Origin of the sequence: Fulvimarina uroteuthidis (assembly GCF_034321785.1) — a bacterium.
Lineage (GTDB): Bacteria > Pseudomonadota > Alphaproteobacteria > Rhizobiales > Rhizobiaceae > Fulvimarina > Fulvimarina uroteuthidis.
On record NZ_JAXLPB010000009.1, the window covers coordinates 37,329 to 54,508 of the forward strand.

Here is a 17,180-nt window from a genome sequence, read left to right on the forward strand (position 1 = left end):
ACACGCCAGCCCCAAGGCTTCGCGGCTTTTGCAAGAGCGTCGTTTCGCCCTCAGACCATCGGGTAGCGCGCGAACACCTCGCTCGTGCCGTCGGCTTTCAGCAGCAGCACCTCGTAGGGCGTCGATCCCGTGCCCATGCCCGGCGCATCCATCGGCATGCCGGGAACGCTGAGGCCGAGAGCCTCGGGCCGTGCGGCGAGCAGGCGATCGATCTCGGCGGCGGGCACATGGCCTTCGATGACGTAGCCCGCGATGAACCCCGTGTGGCAGGACCGGGTCTCGGCCGTCAGTCCGGCCGCGTCCTTCCTTTGGTTCAGCGCACCGTCGTCGACATAGGTGACGTCGGCCGCATATCCGTTGGCGCGCACATGCTCGACCCAGCCCTTGCAGCAGCCGCAGCTGGGGGAGGCGAAGACCGCGATCGTCCGGTTCGGGGCGGCCCCGGTACCGCCATCGGCAACGGGATCGGCCGCCGCGAAGGCGCGCGACAGTCCGGTGGAGGCGATGACGAAGGCTGCGCCTCCCAGAAGCAGGGCGCGGCGGGTGAGCGGTCGGGCTGTCATGTTCGTCCTCGTCGTCCTGTTGATGATGGCCTGCCGCGATGGGTAACCGGCAATCGTGCCGATGTCATGGTGCCTGGAACCCAGCGCCATCATGTCGCTGCTGCGCAGGACCCCTGGTGAAGGCGAGGATGAGAAGCCCGGCGACGAAGAACGCGACGATCGCGCTCATACCGATGCGCGATGCGGTGACGGGATCGGTCTGGCTCGCCGCGAACGCGGTCAGCCCGGCGACCGATGCGGGCGCGAGAAAGCTCGTCGCCCGTCCGATGAGGGCGTAGAAGCCAAAATAGCGGCCGGCCTCGTCCGGCGTGACGCTCTCGGCAAGCCAGGCCCGCGATGATGCCTGCACCGGGCCGAACGCGGCGCCCACGAGAAGCCCCCAGAGAATGTAGGCTTTCTCCGCCCCGCTGGCGAAGAGGCCCGTCGCAGTCGCTTCGGCGAACGTGACGAGGCCGAACAGCGTCGTCGTGGGGCTGGTCGAGACGAGGCCGAGGGTCGCGACGACGAGCGCCGAGACCGACAGGACCACGAGACGCTTCGAGCCGAGCTTCGTCGCAAGCGTGCCGGCGAAGATGCAGCCGGGAATCGCCGTGAGGTTGAGGATCACGCCGAACAGGCCGATCTCGATGATCGACCAGCCGAACATGCCGGCGGCGAACGCCCCGCCCAGGACGAGAAGCGCGTTGACCCCGTCCTGGTACAGCATGCGCGCGAAGAAGAACTTCAGGAGTTCCATCCGGCCCCTGATCTCGCGCGCGGTCGCCTTGAGGTCCGACAGGCCCTGGCCGATCGCGCTCTTCAAGGGCTCGCGGCCGGCGCGGTCCGGCGTCAGGAAGAACAGCGGCAGGAGGAAGACGAGATACCACAGCGCGGCGAGGGGGCCCGTCGACCGGGCGCCCTCGCCGAGGGCCGGGTCGAGCCCGAAAAGCGGTTCGAACCCGAAGAGCGTGAGGCCGGTCTCCGGAGAGCCGGCGAGACAGCCGAGCGCGAAGACGAGGAAGACGATGCCGCCGGCATAGCCGAGGCCCCAGGCCGTGTTCGACACCTTGCCGATCTTTCGCCGGGAGACGAGGCGCGGCAGCATCGCGTCGTTGAAGACGATCGAGAATTCGGCCGAGACCTGCGCGACGACGATGACGGCGGCGGCGAGAAGGAGGCTCGAGCCCGGCGCGGCCACGAACCAGAGCATGACGAGGGCTGCGATCTGGAGGCAGGCGAACCCCCCGATCCAGGGCTTTCGCGGCCCGGCCCGGTCGGCGACGGCGCCGAGCACCGGCGAGAGAATGGCGACGCAGAGACCGGCAATCGTTGCCGCAAGGCTCCAGGCGGTCTGGCCGGTCGCCGGGTCCGGGGCGAGTTGCGACACGAAGTAGGGGCCGAAGACGAAGGTGAGGACCACGGTGAAGAAGGGCTGGGCCGCGAAATCGAACGACATCCAGCCCCATACGGCGGGTTTCCTCAGCGGTTCGGCGTAGGGCGGGGTTTCATGGGTGAGGGCCAAGGCCGGGTCTCCGGATGGGCGATGGGCGAACGGGCAAGCGGCCGTGCGGGGGAGGGCGGCGGTCGACCTTCGTTCGCATGACGGCAGCAGTTCGTACCAGGGAACGGCCGTGCGAGGACAGCCCGTGACCCGTCACGGCGCTCATTTGCCGATGCAGAATTCCGAGAAGATCACATCGAGAAGATCCTCGACGCCGACCTGGCCGGTCAGGGCGCCGAGCCGGTTCGAGGCCCGGCGCAGGGTCTCCGCCGCTATTTCGGCCGGCATGTCGGGCGTGGCGAGGAACTCCGACAGGATCCGCGCGGTATCCTGCAGGAGCTCGCGCTGGCGAACGCGCAGCGGGATCACATTCTCCGGATCGCCGACCGCGCTGCGCGCCTTCGACGCGATCGCCTCGACGAGCGCCGAGAGACCGGCGCCGGTCGTTGCGGAGATCGCGAAATCGTAGCCGCCTTCCTCCAGATGGTGGGCGTGGCCTCTTGTGTCGCCGCCGCCGGCCAGATCGACCTTCGTGCGCACCGTCAGGACATCGCGCTTGGCGTTCGGCGCGCCTGCCGCGCTGGCGCTTTCGCGATCGTTCTCCTCGATGGCGTGACCGACCGCTCCGAGCGAGGGTTTGACGTAGGAAAGCAGGCCCTTCAGACGGGACAATGGCCCCGGCGTCTGGGCGGGGTCTTCCAGCGCCAGGATCAGGTCGGCTTCGGCCATCGCCGCACGGGCGCGGGCGATCCCGATCGCCTCAACCGCATCGCGCGTATGACGAATGCCCGCCGTGTCGGAGAGGATGACCGGAACGCCAGCCAGATCGAGGGTGACCGAGATCACGTCGCGCGTCGTCCCCGGAACGTCGGTGACGATGGCGGCCTCGCGCTCGGCGAGCGCGTTGAGAAGGCTGGACTTGCCGGCATTGGGCGCCCCGACGATCGCGACCTTGAAGCCCGACCGCAGGATCTCGCCGCGTCCGGCCTTGTCCAGATGAAGGCCGATGGCCTCGCGAATGCCCGCGACGGCGTCCCGCACGCCGGCGTCGGCCCGATCCCCGACATCGCCCTCGTCGGCAAAGTCGAAGGAGGCCTCGACCATTGCGCGGGCCCTCGTCAGCCGCGTCATCCATCCCTCGTAGAGGGTCCGCAGCGTGCCGCCGGCCTGCGCGAATGCGGCCCGCCGCTGGCCTTCGGTCTCGGCGGCGAGGAGATCTGCGAGCCCTTCGGCTTCGGTCAGGTCCATCCGGCCGTTCTCGAAGGCGCGGCGGGTGAATTCGCCCGCCTGCGCAAGGCGCACGCCGTCGATCCGGGCCACTGCGTCGAGGAAGGCGGCGACGACCGCCCGCCCGCCATGCAGGTGGAACTCGGCGATGTCCTCGCCGGTCGCCGTCGCCGGTCCGTCGAAGAAGAGGGCGATACCCTTGTCGATGGGGGTGCCGTCGCGGGCCCGGAAGGTTCGAAGGCTCGCATGGCGCGGCGTCGGCAGCGCGCCCGCCAGCGTCGTCATCACGACGCTGGCCTTCGTCCCGCTCACCCGCACGACCGCGACGCCGCAGGGCAGGGCGCCGGACGAAAGGGCTGCGATCGTATCGGAATACATGGGCGAACTCGCGGGCTGTCGGTCGTGAGGGATGGTCCGTCTGTCGAAAGAACCAGCTTGGCGGGCCCTGCGCAAGGCCGCGCGAAGGACATCGGACTGTGCGGGCGTCGACAGGGCGGCCTGCCGGGCTCCGAAGCGATGGAGACGGCAGCGCGGCACGGCCTTCCAGCGGGACCAAGGTTGCGGTCGGAAAGCCCTTATTCGCGCCGTGCCCTCGACAAACCGCCGCCGAACACGAGTTCATGATCGAAGGGACGAACCGCCCGGGCAAGGGAGTTCGCGGCGGCGTCAGGGAGTTTCATATGGGTCAGACCGATTTATCCTGGGCCGTTCCGGTCATGCGGGCGGGCTATGCCGGGCGCGGCATCGTCTATCTCGTGGTGGCGGGATTTTCACTTTACGCCATCTGGTGGGGCGGGCAGGCCAAGGGCACCTCGTCCGCGTTCGGGCAATTGGAGGACTCGGCCTGGGGCACGGCCGTCCTGTTCCTGATCTTCATCGGCATGTTCGCCTATGCCCTCTGGCGGCTCGTGGCCGCCCTCTACGATCTGGAATGTCGCGGCGCGAGCCTCAAGGGCATCGGCGCGCGCGTCGGAATGGCGATCACCGGCATCATCCATCTGGGCCTCGGCGCCCTTGCCTTCTCGCTTCTGTTTCTCGGATCTTCGGGCGAGAGCGGCGGATCGTCGGGACCGAAGATCGTCGGATGGGTTCTCGGCCTGCCGGGGGGGCGGTGGATCGTCATGGGCGGCGGAGCACTGATCTTCGCGGCGGGTCTCTACTACATGTACAAGGGCTGGGCCGGCAAATATCGCGAACATCTGCAGGCCAATCCCGTCACGCTGAATTTCAACCCGGTGCTGAAGGCCGGGCTGATCGCGCAGGGCATCGTCATCTGCATCGTCGGCATTCTCTTCATCAATGCCGGCTTCAACTACAATCCGAACGAAGCGGGCGGTTCGGACAAGGCGTTTTCCTGGCTGACGAGCCAGGTCTACGGCCAGATCCTCGTCGCCGCGATCTGCGTCGGGCTTCTGGGCTTCTCGCTCTTCTGCTTCGTCAATGCGCGCTATCGCATCGTGCCGCGCGTTTCGGGCGACGATGTCGAGACGATGGCGGCCAAGCTGAAGGCGATGGCGCAATAGGCCGTTCGACAGCCCGTTCGGCACGGCTGCTGGCCGCCGGATTATTTCCGCCGCCGGGTCGGGGCGTGAAAATCCGGCGGTTTGCCCGCGATGAAGTCGAGAAACGGCGCCATTTCGGGCCGTTCGGCAAGCGACACGTCATCGTCCACCATGCGGGCAAGCTGGTGGTTCGGAAAGGTCGCATGGATGGTGCGGTGACAGATCGGATGGACCGGCACGGTGTCGCGTCCGCCGCGGCTCTTCGGCTTGGCGTGGTGCCATTCGACGCGCCGGCCGACCGGGCGACCGCATAGCCAGCAGGCGACCGGCGCGGCATCGTCCTCGCGCGGCGGCGGCGGTCCCTCTATGCGGCTTCTTCTTCCCATCGTTTCAAACAATATGCGATGGGTCGGCCGGTTGCCAGCGACCCATCGCCGCGTCCCGGTCCGACCGCATTCGACCGCGATTTCTCCAGTCGCAGACTGGCCGCCGAGCGCAAGGCGCGCATGTTGACGGGATTGGACGGCGGATCAGTCCGCACGCAGATTGTCAGGCATGGACGGTAATGGCGCATATCCCCCTCGTGAAACGGAAGAAACGCAAGACCGAGACCCTCAAGCGCTCGCAGATCGGCGCGCCGCCCGGCCAGCTCATCGCCGATCCGGAAGCGGACGCGTCGACGCTCACCTTTTTCGGCATCGGGGGCGGGCGCAGCGAGCGGATCGAGGGCACCGACCTTGCGACCGCTCTTTCGAAACGGGCAGACTGGCCGCTCGTCTGGCTCGACCTGACGGGGCTGTCCGACATCGATCTCATTCGCAGCATCGGGTCTGCGTTCGGTCTGCACGACCTGGCGCTGGAAGACGTGGTCAACACCGATCAGCGGCCCAAATGCGACGCCTATGAATCCCACGTCTTCATCGTGATGCGCATGCTGGATCTGGAGGGCGGGTCCGAACAATTGTCGCTGTTCTTCGGCGACGGCTTCGTCCTGACCTTCCAGGAACGCAGGGGCGACAATTTCGAGCCGGTGCGAAACCGGATCGAGAAGGGCGCGCCGCGGCTTCATGCCGGCCGGTCCGACTATCTCGCCTATGCGCTGATCGACGCGGTGGTGGACGCCTATTTCCCGGTCGTCGATCTCCAGACCTCGCGGATCGACTGGCTCGAGGACGAGATCTTCCAGAACGTCGACGCGGTCCAGGTGCCCGAACTTCATGCCATACGCCGCGAGATGCTGTCCCTGAAGCGTTTCATCCGCCCGACCCGCGATGCGCTGAACGCCCTGATCCGGCTCGATCGGCACTGGCTGTCGGACGAAACGAAGATCTATCTGGCGGACGTCCAGGATCATTGCGACCAGCTGATCGACATGAACGACACCTATCGCGACACCGCCAGCGGATTGGTGGATCTGCACATGACGCTTTCGGCGGCCCAGACCAACGAGGTGATCAACCTTTTGACGATCATTTCCACGATCTTCATCCCGCTGGGCTTTCTCGCCGGGCTCTGGGGCATGAATTTCAATCCCGACATCTCGCCGTGGAACATGCCGCTCACCCAATCGCCCGTCGGCTATCCCGTGGCGCTCGGCTTCATGCTGACGATCGCCGTCGGACTGCTCGTCTATTTCAAGAAACGGCGCTGGATCTGAACCCATGCTGAAACCGCAAGCCAAACAGGTTCTCGACGATCTGGGCCGCAAGGCCTCCGTCCAGGTGACCCCGCGCGACGCCGCGCAGAGGCTGGAACAGGCCCGCGCGATGACCGGCGCCATGGCCGATTATTCCGGTTCCGCCCCCGACGGGATCCTCGACGAGGAGATCGAGGTCGCCGGCGCGGCGGGGCCTGTCAAAGTCAGGCTTTACAAGCCGACGATGGTCGAGCGTTCGCAACTCCTGATCTGGTATCATGGCGGCGGCGCGATGGCCGGCTCCCTCGACAGCCACGACACGGCGCTGCGGCAGCTCTGCCGCGCCTCGGGCCGGGTGATCGCATCGGTGGATTACCGCCTGGCGCCCGAGCACATTTCGCCGATGCCCCAGAACGATTGCATCGCGGCGACGAAAGACCTGATGGACCGGGTGAGCGAACTGGGCTGCGAGCTCAGCGGCATCGCGATCGGCGGCGATTCCATCGGCGGCATGTTTGCGGCCCTTGTCGCGATCGCCCTTCGCGACGCGGGCGAGGCGCTGCCCGACATGATGGTGATGCTCTATCCGAATGCGGATCTGAGGCCGGACCGGGATTTCGCCTCGCTGAAAAGCGAATCCGGCCATGTGATGACGCAGGCCTCGCTCATCTACGAGAACACCCTGTTCGTGCCCGATGAACCAGGCCGCGCCGCGCCCGACGTCTCGCCGCTGATGGCGCCGGACTTGACCGGCCTGCCGAGAACGCTGCTGGTGACGTGCGAGCACGACCCCTTGCGCGACGAAGGCGAGGCGTTCGGCGAAAGACTGGAAGAGGCCGGCATCGCCGTGCGTCGCCATCGCCTCGACGGGATGATCCACGGCATCTTCCAGATGGCCGGCTGGATCGACGAAGGAAGCGAGTTGCAGGAGATGGTCGCGGCGTTCCTGCGGGAGGCGCAATGAACGGGCGCCTTGCGAGCGGCGCGTGGATCATGTGGCCGCGCCTAGCCTTCGAAGCCTAGCCTTCGAAGCTCTCATAGTCCGCGAGCCGCATCGAAAACTCCGGCACGCGCTCCGGCGTCAGCCTGTCCCCGGCGCCGTGATCGGACACGTGGCCGTAGCCGTCCGGGCCGGGCTCGCGGAACAGGCGGAGGGTGAGGTTTTCGCCATCGACGACCCAGAGTTCGCGAATGCCGAAGGCGGCGTAGATCGCGGCCTTGCGGCCCTGGTCGTAGCGAAGGCTCGAGACGCCGATCTCGATCGCGAGACGGCAGGTCTCGCCGTTGAGCCCGGCGAGGCCGGATGCCCGATCGAACACGACGAAATCGGGTTCGAGAAACGTGTCTTCGGACAGCCGGAACGTGGTTTCGGGATTGGCCCCGTAGGCAGAGGGAAGATTGCGGATCAAGATTTCATTGAGCCACATCTTCAGGCGCTTGTGGCGAATGCCCTTGGGCGAGATGGGCACGATCTCCCCGCCGATGAGTTCGAACCGCTCGTCCTCCGAGATCAGTCCGGCCTCGACGAAGGCCTCGATCTCCGCGACCGTGAAGCGGCGTCGCGCAAGCCCCTCGGCGGCCCGCGTGGTCCCCGGCGGCGTGTCGTATCGGTCGAAGACGGCGTTCGAAAGTCCGGACATGGGCCAAGTATAATGCTTTTCGCGGGACAAGCCTAGATTATCGGGGCAGAAGCGGCCACCTTACGACGCAGAGCCGTACAGCATCGATTGTTGACATAAACATATCTTTATGTGACAGCGTAAGCGCTCCCTGAACGAGGAACGACCATGTCCGCCACCGCCGAGACCTTCGCGACCGATACGCTGTTCGGCCCCATGACCGAGGGGCGCAATCCCAAAGAGGCCGCCGCCGCCCTGCGGAAGGCGGTGTCGGAGCGCATTCTCGTTCTCGACGGCGCGATGGGAACCGAGATCCAGCTTCTGGGGCTCGGCGAGGACGATTTCCGCGGCCATCGCTTCGGCAATTGCGACTGCCATCTGCAGGGCAACAACGATCTCCTCAACCTCACCCAGCCGGCGGCGATCGAGGCGATCCATTACAGCTACGCGATGGCCGGCGCGGACATTCTGGAAACCAACACGTTTTCCTCCACGACCATCGCCCAGGCCGATTATGGCATGGAGGACCAGGTCTACGAGCTGAACCGGGACGGCGCCCGGCTGGCCCGCCGCGCCTGCCTTCGGGCGGAACAGAAGGACGGCAAGCGCCGCTTCGTCGCCGGTGCGCTCGGCCCCACCAACCGCACCGCCTCGATTTCGCCGGACGTCAACAATCCCGGCTACCGGGCCGTCACCTTCGACGATCTGCGCATCGCCTACGCGGAGCAGTTGCGCGGTCTGATCGACGGCGGCGCGGACATCATCCTCATCGAGACGATCTTCGATACGCTGAACGCCAAGGCGGCGATCTTCGCCTGCGAGGAGACCTTCGAGGCGATGGGCGTGCGGCTGCCGGTCATGCTGTCCGGCACCATCACCGACCTGTCCGGCCGCACCCTGTCCGGCCAGACGCCGACCGCGTTCTGGAACTCCGTGCGCCACGCCAAGCCGTTCACCGTCGGCCTCAACTGCGCGCTCGGCGCCGAAGCCATGCGCGACCATCTCGCCGAGATCGCGAGCGTTGCCGACACCTTCGTCTGCGCCTATCCGAATGCGGGCCTGCCCAACGAGTTCGGCGAGTACGACCAGAGCCCGGAGGCCATGGGCGCGGAAGTCGAGAAGTTCGCGAGCGACGGCCTCGTCAACATCGTCGGCGGATGCTGCGGCTCGACGCCCGATCACATCGCGGCCGTCGCCAAGGCCGTCGCGAAGTACAAGCCGCGCGCCGTCCCCGCGCGCAAGCCCATGATGCGCCTCTCCGGCCTCGAGCCGTTCACGCTCACCTCCGAGATTCCGTTCGTCAATGTGGGCGAGCGCACCAACGTGACCGGCTCGGCCCGCTTCCGCAAGCTGATCAAGGACGGCGATTACGCCGCCGCCCTCGACGTCGCGCGCCAGCAGGTCGAGAATGGCGCGCAGATCATCGACATCAACATGGACGAGGGCCTGATCGATTCCGAACAGGTGATGATCGAATATCTGAACCTCATCGCCTCCGAACCCGATATTGCGCGGGTGCCGGTCATGATCGATTCCTCGAAGTTCGAGGTGATCGAGGCCGGGCTGAAGCGCGTCCAGGGCAAGGCGCTGGTGAACTCGATCTCCATGAAGGAGGGCGAGGACGCTTTCCGCAAGCATGCGCGCCTCGTGCGCGACTACGGCGCGGCCGTCGTCGTCATGGCCTTCGACGAGAAGGGCCAGGCCGACACGAAGGAGCGCAAGGTCGAGATCTGCACGCGCGCCTATCGCATTCTCGTCGACGAGGTCGGATTCCCGCCGGAAGACATCGTCTTCGATCCCAACATCTTCGCGGTCGCGACGGGAATCGAGGAGCACGACAATTACGGCGTCGACTTCATCGAGGCGACCCGCGAGATCCGCGACACCCTTCCGCACGTCCACATTTCCGGCGGCGTGTCCAACCTGTCCTTTTCGTTCCGCGGCAACGAGCCGGTGCGCGAGGCGATGCATGCCGTGTTCCTCTATCACGCCATCCAGGCGGGCATGGACATGGGCATCGTCAATGCCGGTCAGCTCGTCGTCTACGACGCGATCGACCCGGAACTGCGCGAGGCGTGCGAGGACGTCGTCCTCAACCGCAAGCCGGCGAACGGGATCAGCCCGACCGAAAACCTTTTGGAACTCGCCGAGCGCTACAAGGGGCAGGGCGGCTCCAAGGGCAAGGAGAAGGACCTGTCCTGGCGCGAGAAGCCGGTGAAGGAGCGCCTGTCCCACGCGCTCGTCAACGGCATCACCGAATTCATCATCGAGGATACGGAAGAGGCCCGCCGCGAGGCGACACGCCCGCTCCACGTCATCGAAGGCCCGCTGATGGACGGCATGAACATCGTCGGCGACCTGTTCGGTGCCGGCAAGATGTTCCTGCCCCAGGTCGTGAAGTCGGCGCGCGTCATGAAGCAGGCCGTCGCCTATCTCAATCCGTACATGGAGGCGGAGAAGAGCGGCAAGCAGGAAGCCAAGGGCAAGATCCTGATGGCGACCGTGAAGGGCGACGTGCACGATATCGGCAAGAACATCGTCGGCGTCGTCCTGGCCTGCAACAATTACGACGTCATCGACATCGGCGTCATGGTGCCCGCGGCCAGGATCCTGCAGACCGCGCGCGACGAGAAGGTCGATATCATCGGCCTGTCCGGCCTCATCACCCCGTCCCTCGACGAGATGGTGAACGTCGCCGCCGAGATGGAGCGCCAGGGCTTCGACATTCCGCTGCTCATCGGCGGGGCGACGACCAGCCGTGTCCACACGGCGGTGAAGATCCATCCGGCCTACGAGCGCGGCCAGGCCGTGCACGTCAACGACGCGTCCCGCGCCGTCGGCGTCGTCTCGAACCTTTTGTCGAAGGAGCATCGCGTCGCGGCGATCGAGAAGGTGCGCACCGAATATGCCGAGGTCGCCGAGAAGCATCTGCGCTCCGAGCGCGACAAGAAGCGCCTGAGCCTTGCCGAGGCCCGCGCCAATCCGGTGAAGATCGACTGGGAGGCTTACGAGCCGGTGCGGCCGGCGCTCGAAGGCGTGCGCGTGTTCGAGGACTGGGACCTTGAAGACCTCGCCGCCTGCATCGACTGGACGCCGTTCTTCCAGGCGTGGGAGCTCAAGGGCCGCTATCCCGACATTCTCACGGACGAGCGTCAGGGCGAGACCGCCCGTTCGCTGTGGGACGACGCCCAGGCCATGCTGAAGCAGATCATCGACGAGAAATGGTTCAAGCCGAAGGCCGTCGTCGGTTTCTGGCCGGCCAATTCCGTCGGCGACGACATCCGTCTTTACGCCGACCACGAGCGGACCGACGAGCTGGCGACCTTCTACACGCTGCGCCAGCAGCTCACCAAGCGTGGCGACCGGCCGAACGTGGCCATGGCCGATTTCGTCGCCCCGAGGGACAGCGGCAAAAAGGACTATGTCGGCGGGTTCGTCGTGACGGCCGGCATCGAGGAGGAGGCGATCGCCAACCGCTTCGCCAAGGCCAACGACGATTACGCCGCGATCCTCGTGAAGGCGCTGGCCGACCGTTTCGCCGAAGCGTTCGCCGAACGCATGCACGAGCGCGTGCGCAAGGAGTTCTGGGGCTATGCGCCGGACGAGGCGATCTCGAACGAGGAGCTGATCGCCGAGACCTATGCCGGCATCCGGCCCGCGCCGGGCTACCCGGCCCAGCCGGACCACACCGAGAAGGAAACCCTGTTCGCGCTGCTCGACGCCGAAGCCAAGATCGGCGTGCGGCTGACCGAGAGCTTCGCCATGTGGCCGGGATCGTCGGTCTCGGGGCTGTATATCGGCCATCCGGAGAGCTATTATTTCGGCGTCGCCAAGGTCGAGCGCGATCAGGTCCTCGACTATGCCCACCGCAAGGGCATGCCGGTCGAGGAGATCGAGCGCTGGCTCGGCCCGGTCCTCAACTACGTGCCGAAGCAGGCCGCACCCGTCGCGGCGGAGGCCGCCGAATAGCGGCCTTCGAACGCACCCGTCCGTCACGAAACCGCGCGGAGACCCGCCTTTGACGCCCCCGACGACGGCGGACATCGATCCGCACGAGATCATCGCCGCCGTCCGGCTCGGCATGGCCGCGATCGTCGGCCAGAAGGCGGCGGTGCAGGTCGAGTACAAGCTGGACGATTCGCCCGTCACCGTCGCCGACAGGGCCGCCGAAAAGGCGATCACCAACCATCTCGAAGCCCGTTTCCAGGCGCCGATCATCGCCGAGGAGCGGTTCTGCGAAGGCCGCATCCCCGATGTCGGCGCGGTCTTCTTCCTGGTCGATGCGCTCGACGGCACGAAAAGCTACATCGCCGGCAAACCCGACTATACGGTGAACATCGCCGTCATCGAGAACGGCGTGCCGGTGTTCGGCTGTGTCGGCGTGCCGGAAACCGGCGCCGTCTATTACGGGGGACTCGGCCTCGAACCCGTGCTCGAACTGGGCGGCCGGACGACGAAGCTCGCCGTGCGCACGGCCGGTGCCGCGCTCGATGTGGTGGCGAGCCGCAATCATCTCAGCGGACCGACGAGGACCTATCTGGAGGGTCTCGGCGTCGCGCGCATGAAATTGGTGGGCTCGTCCCTGAAGATCTGCCTGATCGCCGAGGGCAAGGCGGACCTTTATCCGCGCTTCGGGCGGACCATGCAGTGGGACACGGCGGCGGGCGATGCGGTGCTGCGCGCTTCGGGCGGGCGCATGGTGACCCCGGCCGGCAAGCCGCTCGTCTACGGCCGGACCCATCGGCCGGGCGAAGACGTCTTCGCCAACGGCTTCTTCGTCGCGCTCGGCGATCCGGCGCTGCTGAAGCGCAAGGGCATCATCACCGGGTCCTGACGTCAGGCTTTCCGGCCGGGGCGGCCGGGCGATCTTTCGGCCGGCGGTTCGAAGCGGGCTTTAAGTCCGGCATCGGCCTGCCTATGCTAAGGCCTTCGATGCTTGTTCACCTGAGGCCATGACCGAACTGAAGCACCCGCACGGCGATCTTCCGCATCCCCATCCGCTCGATGCCCGCTCGCGGGAGATCTTCCGGCTAATCGTCGAAAGCTATCTCGATCAGGGCGAGCCGGTCGGTTCGCGCATGCTGTCCAAGCTCCTGACGACATCGCTCTCGCCGGCCTCGGTGCGCAACGTCATGAGCGACCTGGAATCGCTCGGCCTCATCTACTCCCCCCATATCAGCGCTGGCCGGATGCCGACCGAGCTCGGCCTGCGCTTCTTCGTCGACGCCTTTCTGGAAGTCGGCGATCTCGGCCATTCCGAGCGCGAGGAGATCGAGGAAAAGGTTCGCCTGGCCGGCGACGGCCGCCCGTTCGACGCGCTTCTCACCGAAGCCAGCCAGCTTCTGTCGGGGCTCTCGCGCGGCGCCGGCATCGTCCTGACCGCGACCTCGGACCTGCGCCTCAAGCATGTCGAGTTCATCCGGCTGGAGCCGACAAGGGCGCTGGCCGTGCTGGTCGGCGAGAAGGGCGAGGTCGAGAACCGGCTCTTCGATCTGCCGGCGGGGGTGACGCCGTCGCAACTGGTGGAAGCGGCCAATTTTCTCAACGCCCATGTGGCGGGACGCACCCTTGCGGAAGCGCGGTTGCGCATCGGGCAGTTGAAGACCGACACGACCGCCGCTCTCGATGTCCTGTCGCAGCAGCTCGTCGAGCAGGGACTTGCGGTGTGGTCCGGTGCGAGCGCCGGCCAGCCGTCCCGGCTCATCGTGCGGGGGCGGGCCAATCTCCTCGAAAACGTCACCGCGGCTGAGGATCTGGAACGGCTGCGTCTCCTGTTCGATGATCTGGAGACCAAGAGCGGCATGATCGAGCTTCTCGGGCTGGCCGAGAAGGGTGACGGGGTGCGCATCTTCATCGGTTCGGAGAACACGCTGTTCTCGCTTTCCGGATCCTCGCTCGTCGTCGCCCCTTACGCCAACGAGACCGCGGGCAGCGGCCCGGAGCGGGTGATCGGCGCGGTCGGCGTCATCGGCCCGACGCGGCTGAACTATCGCCGGATCGTTCCCATGGTCGACTACACCGCACGGCTCGTCTCCCGCCTCCTGTCCCGGGCCTGACCGGCGATTATGCCGATCGACCGGGGGCAGGCTTGATTTTCCGGCCGTTCAATTCGATATGCGCGAGACATGATCGCGATGAGAATCGAGAGCGTCGGGGCGATGATCCATCTTCGAAGGAGGGTCGGGGCCCGGCGCGCGAACCCACGAAGACTGACGAAGGACGAGAGCCACGCATGATGAGCGAGACCGGCAGAAGCGAATTCGCAAACGTCGAGGGCGAAGATGACGAGGCCTTTTCCTACGCCGAGTCCGAGGCGGCGGAAGAGAACGAGGCGGCAGCCGAGCGCTACGAGGCCCGCATCGTCGCGCTCGAGACCGAGAACGAGGATGTGAAGGATCGGCTTCTGCGTCTTGCGGCCGACATGGAGAACCTGCGTCGGCGCACCGAGCGCGAGGTGAGGGATGCCCGCATCTACGCCGTCACCAACTTTGCCCGCGAGGTCCTGTCCGTCGCCGACAATCTGCGCCGCGCCGTCGAGGCCGTGCCCGACGAGGCGCGTGCGGGCGGCGAGAACGGCATGACGGCCCTGATCGAGGGCGTCGAGATGACCGAGCGCAGCCTCCAGGCATCGCTCGAGAAGCACGGCGTCAGGAAGCTCGAGCCGGAAGGCCAGAAGTTCGATCCGAACTTCCACCAGGCCATGTTCGAGGTTCCGAACCCGGACGTTCCGAACAACACCGTCGTTCAGGTGGTCCAGGCAGGCTACGCCATCGGCGAGCGGGTGTTGCGCCCGGCGATGGTCGGGGTCGCCAAGGGCGGCCCGAAGGCCGGTGCCCGCAAGGCCGAGGATGGCCAGGACGATGGCGAGGACCTGCAGACCAATGCGACCAGCGGTCAGGGAAGCGAGCCCGGCAGCGCGCTCTGAGCGCGAGGCCGATCGGTGACGATCCGCGAAGGACGAGACGCCCCGCAGCCGGTCCGGTTGCGGGGCGTTGTTGTGCGGTGCGGTCGTTGACGCGTCCTTCAGACCTCGGCGGCATTCGCCCGGTCGGCTCCGCGAAGGAGATGAGCCGACAGGATGATCCCGAGGCACAGCAGCGCGAGCGCCATGAAGATCGTCGAGAAGCCGAACGCGTCGGCGAACAGCCCGACGAGCGCGGGCGCGACGAGGCCGCCGGAATAGGCGATGGCCGAGGCGATCGAGATGCCGGTCCCGTCGGCCAGTCCCTTGACGTTGCCGGCGGCCGAAAACGCGATCGGCACCACGTTCGACAGCCCGACGCCGAGAATCAGAAATCCCGCGAGCGCCGTTGTGAGCGTGTCGGCGATGATCAGAACCGACAGGCCGGCGAGGGCGACGAGCAGCGAGAGGCGCACGGTCTTCACCGCTCCCAACCGCTCGCGAATGCCGTCGCCGACGAACCGGAACAGGGCCATCGCGATCGAGAAGGCGGCAAAGCCGAAGCCGGACGCGGCGAGCGTCACGCCGAGCTCTTCGCGCAGATAGACCGCGCTCCAGTCGATGACGACGCCCTCCTGCACGAAACCCGCCAGCGCCATGATGCCGATGACGACGCTGAACAGAAGCGGTCCGCGCTGCTTGACGATCAGGGCCCGGACGGATGGTTTCGTGCCAGCCGAGCCGGTAACGGGCGCCTCCGCGCGCCGATCCGCCCACAGGTGCGGGACGACATAGGCAAGGCAGGCCGTGCAGACGAGGGCGACGATCGCCGTATGCCCGGTGGGGCCGAAGCTGACGATCAGCGTGCCGCCCACCCCCGCGCCGGCGAACGCGCCCAGCGACCAGAAGCCGTGACAGGACGACATGATGGCCCGCGAGAGCGCCCGCTCGACCGAGACCGCATTGGCGTTGATCGCGACATCCATGCCGCCGAGCCCGACGCCGAACAGGAACAGAGCGACGATGGTGAGGATGGGGTGAGGGGCCGCCGTCAGCGAGACGATGGCGAGCGCGAGAAGGGCCTGCATGGCGATCGTCACCGGTCTGGAGCCGTACCGGGCGATCGCGGCACCGACGAGAGGCATGGCGCTGACGGCGCCCAGACCGAAGATCAGCACCATGAAGCCGTAGGTCGCGGGGGTCAGTCCGAGCCTGTCGCCGATGACCGGAACCTCCGGCGTCCAGCTGCCGAGGCCGAAGCCGTTCACGAAGAATGCCAGGCTGACCGCGATTCGCGCATGTCTGAGCCTGGTGTGCGGGTCCGAGGCCTTGTCTGTTGTCACCTGCCGGTCCCCCTCGGCCGCAGGCGGGCCGGGCTGCCGACCCGTCCGCCGCGGCGTCCTTCGTTCCGCACCGCGTGCCGCGTTCGCCCAAATTGTGCAAGTGACGTTTTGACGAGGCAGGCCGGAATGCGCCCCGGACCGATGTCCTCCCCCTGTCCGATCGCCGTTCCGTCGCCGACTGCCGTGCCGCGCCGGGCGCCCGAGTGACGATCGGAAGCCCGCCCCGGCGCCCGTCCTGTCGCCGTGGCGAGACCGGTCCGCCTCTCCCATGCGGCTGCGTGCGGTTGGGGCGGTCAGCCGTCCCGCCTTCGCTGGCGCCGGATCGCCCGGATTTTCTTCGGAGCGGGCGGACACGTTTTGCAAGTGATCCCGCACTTCTGATTGTTCAAGGTTTGGTTTTGGCTGGGCTGTGTTTTGCGTTGGGGGGTGATGTTTTGCTGGATTGGTGACGGATTGGTGACGTTGGTGGAGCTTATTTTCCGGGCTGTTGGTTTGGTTTGGGGTTTTTTTGGGCTGGGTGATTTTCTTTGATTTTGGTGTTGACGGTTTGGATTGGTTCGGCCTATACACCGCTCATCGACGGCGCAGGCGCCGCCGGCGAGCTCTCCAGCTCGTTCTGGCGTCAGGCACTGGACTGGTTCTTCCGGGGTTTCGGCGGAGTTGGTTCGGGGATGTTTCGAGGGTCTTGAACCTTCGGTGTCGTCTCTCTATATCGGCGAAGCGGTTCGCCAGCCCGGGTATCTCGGGGTGGGGTTGATCTGCTTTTTCCGAAAAACGGATGAATGCTGGCCTTTTGGGGTTTGGTTGGTTGTCCGGCGCTGATTTGGTTTGGCGTGATCTTTGACAAGTTGGTTATGAAATCGAGAAGAAAGAGAGACGTGGGCGGCGTTTGGGCGGCTCCCGGCGTTT

Annotated in this window: 13 protein-coding genes; 7 read left to right on the forward strand and 6 right to left on the reverse strand. The window is 66.4% G+C overall.

The features are described 5' to 3' along the window. Positions 1-50: 50 nt before the first annotated feature. From U0C82_RS18105 to mnmE, 3 genes are all read right to left on the reverse strand, one after another. Positions 51-563: a DUF411 domain-containing protein gene (locus tag U0C82_RS18105; RefSeq protein ID WP_322189155.1), complete on the reverse strand. Its 513-nt coding sequence runs from the start codon at positions 561-563 to the stop codon at positions 51-53. A 64-nt stretch (positions 564-627) separates the two neighbouring features. Then, complete coding sequence (locus U0C82_RS18110) at positions 628-1,998, reverse strand: MFS transporter (protein ID WP_416186723.1); 1,371 nt, start codon at positions 1,996-1,998, stop codon at positions 628-630. A gap of 207 nt (positions 1,999-2,205) precedes the next feature. Next, positions 2,206-3,648 carry a tRNA uridine-5-carboxymethylaminomethyl(34) synthesis GTPase MnmE gene (mnmE, locus tag U0C82_RS18115; RefSeq protein WP_322189158.1) on the reverse strand — a complete coding sequence of 481 codons (1,443 nt, stop codon included), beginning with the start codon at positions 3,646-3,648 and terminating at the stop codon, positions 2,206-2,208. A gap of 302 nt (positions 3,649-3,950) precedes the next feature. On the opposite strand from mnmE, the gene U0C82_RS18120 reads away from it, so the two are divergent. Beyond that, positions 3,951-4,793 (forward strand): DUF1206 domain-containing protein, encoded by an 843-nt coding sequence (locus U0C82_RS18120; protein WP_322189160.1) that lies wholly within the window; start codon positions 3,951-3,953, stop codon positions 4,791-4,793. Between the two features lie 41 nt (positions 4,794-4,834). Here the strand turns inward: U0C82_RS18120 and U0C82_RS18125 are convergent, their stop codons facing one another. Beyond that, positions 4,835-5,158: an HNH endonuclease gene (locus U0C82_RS18125; protein WP_322189162.1), complete on the reverse strand. Its 324-nt coding sequence runs from the start codon at positions 5,156-5,158 to the stop codon at positions 4,835-4,837. A 179-nt stretch (positions 5,159-5,337) separates the two neighbouring features. On the opposite strand from U0C82_RS18125, the gene corA reads away from it, so the two are divergent. Together corA and U0C82_RS18135 are read left to right on the forward strand one after the other, a co-directional pair. Further along, the gene (gene corA, locus U0C82_RS18130; RefSeq protein WP_322189164.1) at positions 5,338-6,429 is read left to right on the forward strand and encodes a magnesium/cobalt transporter CorA; all 1,092 of its coding nucleotides are present in this window, start codon (positions 5,338-5,340) and stop codon (positions 6,427-6,429) included. Between the two features lie 4 nt (positions 6,430-6,433). Next, positions 6,434-7,372, forward strand: a complete 939-nt coding sequence (locus tag U0C82_RS18135) for an alpha/beta hydrolase (protein ID WP_322189166.1) — start codon at positions 6,434-6,436, stop codon at positions 7,370-7,372. A 55-nt stretch (positions 7,373-7,427) separates the two neighbouring features. On the opposite strand, the gene U0C82_RS18140 is transcribed toward U0C82_RS18135, so the two are convergent. Then, on the reverse strand, positions 7,428-8,048 hold the full coding sequence (locus tag U0C82_RS18140; RefSeq protein ID WP_322189169.1) for a Uma2 family endonuclease: 621 nt from the start codon (positions 8,046-8,048) through the stop codon (positions 7,428-7,430). A gap of 195 nt (positions 8,049-8,243) precedes the next feature. Here U0C82_RS18140 and metH point away from each other — a divergent pair, with 195 nt between their 5' ends. The 4 genes from metH (at position 8,244) to grpE (ending at position 14,952) form a co-directional block, all read left to right on the forward strand. Then, a complete protein-coding gene (gene metH / locus U0C82_RS18145; RefSeq protein WP_322189183.1) occupies positions 8,244-11,996 on the forward strand; it encodes a methionine synthase in 3,753 nt (1,250 codons plus the stop codon). Positions 11,997-12,045: 49 nt separating this feature from the next. Then, entirely contained in the window at positions 12,046-12,861 is an 816-nt protein-coding gene (locus U0C82_RS18150) for a 3'(2'),5'-bisphosphate nucleotidase CysQ family protein (RefSeq protein WP_322189171.1), read from the forward strand. A 118-nt stretch (positions 12,862-12,979) separates the two neighbouring features. After that, positions 12,980-14,083, forward strand: a complete 1,104-nt coding sequence (gene hrcA / locus U0C82_RS18155; RefSeq protein ID WP_322189173.1) for a heat-inducible transcriptional repressor HrcA — start codon at positions 12,980-12,982, stop codon at positions 14,081-14,083. Positions 14,084-14,259: 176 nt separating this feature from the next. Beyond that, the gene (gene grpE, locus U0C82_RS18160; protein WP_322189175.1) at positions 14,260-14,952 is read left to right on the forward strand and encodes a nucleotide exchange factor GrpE; all 693 of its coding nucleotides are present in this window, start codon (positions 14,260-14,262) and stop codon (positions 14,950-14,952) included. 98 nt (positions 14,953-15,050) lie between these two features. Here grpE and U0C82_RS18165 read toward each other — a convergent pair whose 3' ends face one another. Then, positions 15,051-16,271: an MFS transporter gene (locus U0C82_RS18165; protein ID WP_322189177.1), complete on the reverse strand. Its 1,221-nt coding sequence runs from the start codon at positions 16,269-16,271 to the stop codon at positions 15,051-15,053. Between the last annotated feature and the right edge of the window lie 909 nt (positions 16,272-17,180).

What these genes read in the sequence shown, in the direction of transcription:
- U0C82_RS18110 (WP_416186723.1), bottom strand. Translation starts at nt 1,998, where the DNA reads ATGTCGTTCGATTTCGCGGCCCAGCCCTTCTTCACCGTGGTCCTCACC.
- U0C82_RS18120 (WP_322189160.1), top strand. Translation starts at nt 3,951, where the DNA reads ATGGGTCAGACCGATTTATCCTGGGCCGTTCCGGTCATGCGGGCGGGC.
- mnmE (WP_322189158.1), bottom strand. Translation starts at nt 3,648, where the DNA reads ATGTATTCCGATACGATCGCAGCCCTTTCGTCCGGCGCCCTGCCCTGC.
- U0C82_RS18105 (WP_322189155.1), bottom strand. Translation starts at nt 563, where the DNA reads ATGACAGCCCGACCGCTCACCCGCCGCGCCCTGCTTCTGGGAGGCGCA.
- hrcA (WP_322189173.1), top strand. Translation starts at nt 12,980, where the DNA reads ATGACCGAACTGAAGCACCCGCACGGCGATCTTCCGCATCCCCATCCG.
- corA (WP_322189164.1), top strand. Translation starts at nt 5,338, where the DNA reads ATGGCGCATATCCCCCTCGTGAAACGGAAGAAACGCAAGACCGAGACC.
- grpE (WP_322189175.1), top strand. Translation starts at nt 14,260, where the DNA reads ATGATGAGCGAGACCGGCAGAAGCGAATTCGCAAACGTCGAGGGCGAA.
- U0C82_RS18125 (WP_322189162.1), bottom strand. Translation starts at nt 5,158, where the DNA reads ATGGGAAGAAGAAGCCGCATAGAGGGACCGCCGCCGCCGCGCGAGGAC.
- metH (WP_322189183.1), top strand. Translation starts at nt 8,244, where the DNA reads ATGACCGAGGGGCGCAATCCCAAAGAGGCCGCCGCCGCCCTGCGGAAG.
- U0C82_RS18140 (WP_322189169.1), bottom strand. Translation starts at nt 8,048, where the DNA reads ATGTCCGGACTTTCGAACGCCGTCTTCGACCGATACGACACGCCGCCG.
- U0C82_RS18135 (WP_322189166.1), top strand. Translation starts at nt 6,434, where the DNA reads ATGCTGAAACCGCAAGCCAAACAGGTTCTCGACGATCTGGGCCGCAAG.